The 7,368-nt window shown below is 64.3% G+C and carries 5 protein-coding genes; all 5 read left to right on the forward strand.

Annotated features, from left to right (window positions below):
- The first annotated feature begins 237 nt into the window (after positions 1–237).
- On the forward strand, positions 238–1,956 hold the full coding sequence (gene pilB, locus VFW45_03105; protein ID HEU5179752.1) for a type IV-A pilus assembly ATPase PilB: 1,719 nt from the start codon (positions 238–240) through the stop codon (positions 1,954–1,956).
- Positions 1,957–1,989: 33 nt separating this feature from the next.
- Complete coding sequence (locus tag VFW45_03110; protein HEU5179753.1) at positions 1,990–3,111, forward strand: type IV pilus twitching motility protein PilT; 1,122 nt, start codon at positions 1,990–1,992, stop codon at positions 3,109–3,111.
- A gap of 21 nt (positions 3,112–3,132) precedes the next feature.
- Entirely contained in the window at positions 3,133–4,335 is a 1,203-nt protein-coding gene (locus tag VFW45_03115; GenBank protein HEU5179754.1) for a type II secretion system F family protein, read from the forward strand.
- 25 nt (positions 4,336–4,360) lie between these two features.
- On the forward strand, positions 4,361–6,043 hold the full coding sequence (locus tag VFW45_03120; GenBank protein ID HEU5179755.1) for an ATP-binding protein: 1,683 nt from the start codon (positions 4,361–4,363) through the stop codon (positions 6,041–6,043).
- A partial coding sequence (locus tag VFW45_03125; GenBank protein ID HEU5179756.1) for a sigma-54 dependent transcriptional regulator occupies positions 6,028–7,368 on the forward strand: 1,341 nt, incomplete at its 3' end. The genes VFW45_03120 and VFW45_03125, both read left to right, overlap by 16 nt.

Below are 7,368 nucleotides of genomic sequence, written 5' to 3' on the forward strand. Positions count from 1 at the left end.
TTCGGCTGCCCTGTAATCTAGAAGTACAGACAAAGATTGTCAATTTAATCAATATCAATAGTCATTCTAATGTTTATGACTTGACAAAATTTGTACCTCGACACTATATTCACTGCTGCGCGCGATACGTGTAAGTGACTTTATTAAAAAGACTTACGTCGCGCGGACCGGAAGCGCGGTCGACCTGGCAGGCAACCCGGGCCAAGAGGGCCCGGATCATCAGGAGCGCGGGACGCGATGGCCGTCAAGCTGGGCGAGATGCTCATCAAAGCAAATCTGTTGACCCAGAAAAAACTTCAGGAAGCCCTCGACTACCAGCGATCGAATGGCGGCAAGCTCGGATTCAACCTGGTCAAGCTCGGCTTCGTGAGGGAAGAGGACATCACCCGCGTCCTGTCCCAACAGCACGGCGTCCCCGCCGTGAATCTGCGCACCATGGAGCTCGACGAGGCGATCGTGAAGCTGATCCCTTCCGAGGTCGCCCAGAAATACCTCATCCTGCCGGTCTCCCGCACCGGCGCCACCCTGACCGTGGCGATGGTGGATCCCACCAACGTGTTCGCCATGGACGACATCAAGTTCATGACCGGCTACAACGTGGAGCCGGTGGTGGCCTCCGAGGTCGCCATCAAGGAGTCGATCGACAAGTACTACGGCTCGATCCATGCCCTCGAGCTCAAGAAGGTCATGGACGAGATGGCGGAGACAGAGGACACCGCCGGATTGGAAGTGCTCGAGGACAGCGAGGACGTCGATCTTGCGAAGCTGGAAGCCTCCACCGAGGAGGCCCCCGTCGTCCGGCTCGTGAACCTGATCCTCACCGACTCGATCAAGCGCGGCGCCTCCGATATCCACGTGGAGCCCTACGAAAAGGACTTCCGCGTCCGCTTCCGCATCGACGGCGTCCTGTACGAGATCATGAACCCCCCCATGAAGCTCAAGGACGCCATCACCTCCCGCCTGAAGATCATGGCCAAGCTGGACATCTCCGAGAAGCGCCTGCCGCAGGACGGCCGCATCAAGATCAAGATCAAGCTGCAGGGCAAGAACAAGGAGATGGACTACCGCGTCTCGGTCCTGCCTACGCTGTTCGGAGAGAAGATCGTCCTCCGTCTGCTGGACAAGGAGAACCTCATGCTGGACATGACCCGGCTGGGGTTCGAATCCGACTCGCTCAGCAAGTTCGAGAAGGCGATCTTCAAGCCTTACGGCATGGTCCTGGTGACCGGGCCGACCGGCTCCGGCAAGACCAACACCCTCTACTCGTCGATCAGCCGGGTGAACACCCCGGAGACCAACATCATCACCGCCGAGGACCCGGTCGAGTTCAACCTGCACGGCATCAACCAGGTGCAGATGAAGGAGCAGATCGGTCTGAATTTCGCGGCGGCGCTGCGCTCCTTCCTTCGGCAGGACCCGAACATCATCCTGGTCGGAGAGATCCGTGACTTCGAGACCGCCGAGATCGCCGTCAAGGCGGCGCTCACCGGCCATCTCGTGCTGTCGACCCTGCACACCAACGATGCCCCCTCGACCATCAACCGGCTGATGAACATGGGCATCGAGCCCTACCTGGTGGCCACCTCGGTCCACCTGATCTGCGCCCAGCGGCTGGTGCGTCGGCTGTGCAAGGAGTGCAAGGAGGAGGTGCAGATGCCGCAGCAGGCGCTCACCGACATCGGCTATGCGGCCGAGGACATCCCGCGCGTCAAGCTGTTCAAGGGACGCGGCTGCACCGTGTGCAACAACACCGGCTACAAGGGACGCGTCGGGCTGTACGAGGTGATGGAGATTACCGACGAGCTGCGCGAGATGATCCTGTGCGGCGCGTCTTCGCTGGAGCTGAAGAACAAGGCGTTGGAGCAGGGGATGATCTCGCTCCGGCAGAGTGGACTGCGGAAGATCCGCGACGGGCTGACCACCGTGGAAGAAGTGGTGCGGGAGACGGTGCTCTAGGGCGCCTTCCGGACCCCAGGAGGAGAGGACGACATGGCCGTGACGCTGCACCAGCTGTTGAAGACCCTGGTCGAGCAGGGGGGTACCGACCTGCATCTCACGACCAACTCGCCGCCGCAGATCCGGGTGGACGGCAAGCTGGTGCCGCTGCAGCTGCCGCCGCTGACGGCCCCCGAGACCAAGACGCTCGCCTACTCGGTCCTGACGGATCAGCAGAAACACCGCTTCGAGGAGAACATGGAGCTCGACTTCTCCTTCGGCGTGCGAGGGCTGGCCCGGTTCCGCGCCAACTTCTTCAACCAGCGGGGCGCCGTCGCCGCCGCCTTCCGCGCCATTCCCTGGGAGATCAAGGGATTCGAGGAGCTGGGACTGCCCGACGTCATGCGCAAGCTGTGCGAGAAGCCACGCGGCCTGGTGCTGGTGACCGGGCCGACGGGCTCGGGGAAATCGACCACCCTGGCCGCCATGATCGACAAGGTCAACATGGACCGGGCCGAGCACATCGTCACCATCGAGGACCCGGTCGAGTACCTGCACTCGCACAAGCGCTGCATCGTCAACCAGCGCGAGCTGTTCGCCGATACGCATTCCTTCGCCAACGCGCTGCGCTCCGTGCTGCGCCAGGACCCCGATGTGGTCCTCATCGGAGAGATGCGCGACCTGGAGACCATCGAATCGGCCCTCCGAATCGCGGAGACGGGCCACCTGACCTTCGCCACCCTGCACACCAACTCCGCGGCCCAGACGATCAACCGGATCATCGACGTCTTCCCGGCCCACCAGCAGGCGCAGATCCGGGCCCAGCTCTCCTTCGTCCTGGAAGGGATCATCTGCCAGGCGCTGCTGCCGCGCGCCAACGGCAAGGGGCGGGCGCTGGCCATGGAGATCCTCATTCCGAACTCGGCGATCCGGAACCTGATCCGCGAGGACAAGGTGCACCAGATCTACTCCATGATGCAGACCGGCCAGCTCCTGTACGGCATGCAGACCTTCAACCAGTCGCTGGCCACCCTCTACTTCAAAAAGCAGATCTCGCTCTCCACCGCCCTGTCGCGCTCGTCGAACCCCGACGAGCTGCAGGAAATGATCAACCGCGGCGCGGGGCTGATCTACAACGCGCCGTCGGGCGGACAGGGACGGGTCGCGAGGAAATAACGGGACTCAAGGAGACACGCCATGCCGACGTATTCCTGGAAGGGTAAGGGGAAAGGCGGACGCATCCAGCAGGGGGTCATCGCCGCCGACAGCAAGGATGCGGTGGTGGCGTTGCTGCGCAAGCAGCAGGTGCTGGTCACCGCGGTCACCGAGAAGGGGAAGGAGATCGCCCTGCCGAAGATGGGGGGCGGCGTCAAGCAGAAGGAAATCGCCATCTTCACGCGGCAGTTCTCCGTCATGATCGACGCCGGGCTGCCGCTGGTGCAGTGCCTGGAGATCCTGGGGGGCCAGCAGAAGAACCGCTCCTTCCAGAAGGTCCTGTTCGAGGTGCGCCAGGACGTGGAATCGGGATCGACGCTGGCGGACTCCCTGCGCAGGCACCCCAAGGTCTTCAACGACCTGTTCTGCAACATGATCGCCGCCGGCGAGGCGGGCGGTATCCTCGACACCATTCTGCAGCGCATGTCCTCCTACATCGAGAAGCGTGTCAAGCTGCAGGCGGCGGTGCGCTCCGCCATGATCTACCCGTCGGCGGTCATCACCATCGCCGTGGGCGTGGTGGTCATCATCCTCTGGAAGGTCATTCCGACCTTCGCCGCCCTGTTCGAGGGCCTGGGGGCGCAGCTGCCGCTTCCCACCCGTATCACCATCGCCATTTCCAGATTCCTGGGACGCTACATGTGGCTGCTGGTCCTGCTGGCCGGCGGCGCCGCCTTCGGCGTCTTCCAGTACCACAAGACCTACCGTGGCAAGCGGCAAATCGACCAGATGGTGCTCAAGATGCCGATCCTCGGCACCCTCATGCGCAAGATCGCGGTGGCGCGCTTCTGCCGCACCCTCGGCACGCTGCTCACGTCCGGCGTCCCCATCCTCGACGGATTGGAGATTACGGCGCGCACCTCGGGCAACTCGATCATCGAGGACGCCATCATGGCGACGCGCAAGAGCATCGAGGAGGGCAAGACCATCGCCCAGCCTCTCGAGGAGACCGACGTCTTCCCGCCCATGGTCATCCAGATGATCTCGGTCGGAGAGCAGACGGGCGCGCTGGACGCCATGCTCAGCAAGATCGCCGACTTCTACGAGGACGAGGTGGACGAGGCCGTGGAGAACCTGATGTCGCTGCTGGAGCCCGTCATGATCGTCTTCCTGGGCGTCATGATCGGCGGAATCGTCATCTCCATGTACATGCCGATGTTCAGCCTCATCGGCAAGATCAACTGAGCCATGAGGAGAGGAGAGCCGCTTGATGGAACGGCGCCGCGAGGGAAGGCCGGTCATCAGCCTGATGACGTACCGGGTCGTGGTGGTGACCACGCTCCTGGTCTTCACGTTCATCATCGAGCTGGTGTTCCGTCCCGAGGTGCCGCTGCGGCCCTTCTACTTCCTCGGTGCCCTGACCTACCTGATGACGGTGGCCTACGCGGCCACTTACCGAGTCCTCGGGGAGAGCCGCGTCTTCCTGGCGGCGCAGCTCACGGGGGATCTGGGGCTGGTCACGGGGCTGGTCTATGCGACCGGGGGCTCGGAGAGCCCCCTGTCGTTCCTCTACCTGATCGTCGTCATCACCGCGTCGCTCCTGCTGTTCCGGCGCGGCGGCTTCCTGGCGGCAGTGGCCGCGTGGATCCTGTACGCCGTGCTGCTGGAATGCCTCTATTTCAGGATCCTGCCGGTCTATCCGCCGGGAGGCCTGCAGGACGTCGATCTGTCGGAGCGCCGCATCCTCTATCTGCTGTTCTCGCACCTCTTCTCCTTTCTCACCGTGGCCTACCTGAGCTCGCACGTCTCCGAAGTGCTGCGCAAGACCGGAGAGAGCCTGGAGGCGAGGGAGAACGACCTGGCGGAGCTGCGAGCCTTCAACGAGGACATTCTTACCTCGATCAACAGCGGCTTGATCACCACGACGCTGGGGGGGCGCGTGACCTACTGTAACCGCGCCGCCTGCGAGATCACGGGATGCGGGATCGACGAGCTTTCCGGCAAGGACCTCGTGGGGCTGCTCGGAGCCGACGGCGCCTTCCTGGACGAGGTGCGCCGCCGCCTCGAGGGCGCCAACCGGCACCGCTTCGAGCGCGAGTTCACGGACCGGAGGGGGCGGTCGCTGTTCCTCGGGTTCACCGCCTCGGTGCTCAAGAACAAGGAGGAGCAGCCGCTCGGGCTCATCTTCATCTTCCAGGACCTGACCGACATCCGCGTCCTGGAGGAGGAAGTCTCGCTCAAGAAGCGGATGGCGGCGCTGGGCGAGATGGCCGCCGGGATGGCGCACGAGCTGCGCAACCCGCTGGGCGCCATCAGCGGCTCGGTGCAGTTCCTCAAGCGCGACCTGCCCGCCGGCTCCTCGCAGGCGGAGCTCATGGGAATCATCCTCAAGGAGTCCCGGCGCCTGGACCAGGCGATCCGCGACTTCCTGCTGTTCGCCAAGCCGGGCCCCTTCACGCCGGAGCAGGTCGATCTCGCGCTGCTGCTCTCCGAGTCGCTGAAGCTGCTGCGCAACAGCGACGAGTTCTCACCCGCGCACAAGCTGAGCACCCAGTTCCATCCCGAGCACATCCCGGTCACGGTGGACGCGAACCGCATGCGCCAGGTCTTCTGGAACCTGAGTAAGAACGCCCTGAAGGCGATGCCCGAAGGAGGGACGCTGACGGTCAAGGCGCTGGGCGAGGTCGACCAGCAGGTCCTGGTCAGCTTTGCCGACGAAGGGGTCGGCATGCCCGCCGGGGACGTCGAGAAGAACTTCCAGCCCTTTCACGGATCGTTCCAGCACGGGACCGGATTGGGCCTCGCCATCGTCTATCGCATCGTACAGGAGCACCAGGGACGGATCCGCATCAAGGGCCGGCGCGGGTCGGGAACCGAGATTCAGATTCTATTGCCGCGCGGGCAGTCGGCATCGCGCCCGCGGGCCCAGGGGGAGACTTGGACCGGATACTGATCGTCGACGACGAGAAGGGGATGCGCGACCTCCTCTCGATCATGCTGAAGAACGAGGGGTACAAGGTCGACGCGGCGGAGTCGGCGGGCAAGGCGCGCGACCTGATCGCACGCGGCGCCTACGATCTGGTCATCTCGGACATCTCCATGCCCGACGGCTCCGGGGTGGACGTCCTGCGCACCGCCAAGGAGACGCAGCCCGACTGCATCGTGATCCTGATCACCGCCTATGCCTCCACCGAATCGGCCATCGAGGCCCTCAAGCTGGGAGCCTACGATTACATCACCAAGCCGTTCGACGTGGAGGAGCTGCGCATCGTCCTGAAGAACGCGCTGGAGAAGCGACGTCTGGAGACCGAGAACACCCTGCTCAAGCGCGAGCTGAAGGAGACCTCGAGGTTCGACGATCTGGTGGGTGAGAGCCCCGCGATGGAGCAGGTCAAGGCGATCCTGGACCGGGTCGCTCCCACCAACAGCACCGTGCTGGTGTGGGGCGAGTCGGGCACCGGCAAGGAGCTGGCGGCCCGCGCCATCCACCGGCGCAGCCCGCGGCGGACGCGCCAGTTCGTGTCCATCAACTGCGGAGCACTGCCCGACGAGCTGCTGGAATCGGAGCTGTTCGGCCACGTGAAGGGATCCTTCACCGGGGCGGTGGCCACCAAGAAGGGGCTGTTCGAGGTGGCCGACGGCGGCACCATCTTCCTGGACGAGATTGGCGACACCTCCCCGGCCATGCAGGTGAAGCTCCTCCGGGTCCTGCAGGAGCGCCAGATCCGGCGCGTCGGGGGCACGGACCAGATCGAGGTCGACGTCCGCATCATCACGGCCACCAACCAGGACCTCGAGGCGCTGGTGCGGGAGAAGCGCTTCCGCGAGGACCTCTACTACCGCATCAACGTCATCGCCGTGAAGATGCCGCCGTTGCGCGAGAAGCGCGAGGACATCGCCGTGCTGGCGGGCCACTTCCTGGCCAAGTACACTAAGATCATGGGCAAGCGGATCCGCGAGATCTCTCCGGAGGCGATGCGCCAGCTGCTCGATTATTCCTGGCCCGGGAATGTGCGGGAGCTGGAGAACGTGATCGAGCGGGCGGTGGCCCTGGAGGCGAGCGATCGCATCCTGCCCGGGAGCTTCAACCGGGAGGTGGCGTCCCATCCCGATTCCCCCTCGGCGCTGCCCGTGGTCCTGGGGGAGGGGAGCATCGATCTGGAGACGCAGCTGGAGCGGCTGCGCGAGCGCCTCATGGGCGAGGCGCTGGCCCGCACCAACGGCGTGCAGACGCGGGCGGCCGAGCTGCTGGGGATGAGCTTCCGCTCCTTCCGCTAT

The organism is Candidatus Polarisedimenticolia bacterium, from assembly GCA_035764505.1.
Lineage (GTDB): Bacteria > Acidobacteriota > Polarisedimenticolia > Gp22-AA2 > AA152 > AA152.

Excerpts from the sequence above, each read along its gene's own strand:
- pilB (HEU5179752.1), top strand. The coding sequence starts at position 238 with ATGGCCGTCAAGCTGGGCGAGATGCTCATCAAAGCAAATCTGTTGACC.
- VFW45_03110 (HEU5179753.1), top strand. The coding sequence starts at position 1,990 with ATGGCCGTGACGCTGCACCAGCTGTTGAAGACCCTGGTCGAGCAGGGG.
- VFW45_03115 (HEU5179754.1), top strand. The coding sequence starts at position 3,133 with ATGCCGACGTATTCCTGGAAGGGTAAGGGGAAAGGCGGACGCATCCAG.
- VFW45_03120 (HEU5179755.1), top strand. The coding sequence starts at position 4,361 with ATGGAACGGCGCCGCGAGGGAAGGCCGGTCATCAGCCTGATGACGTAC.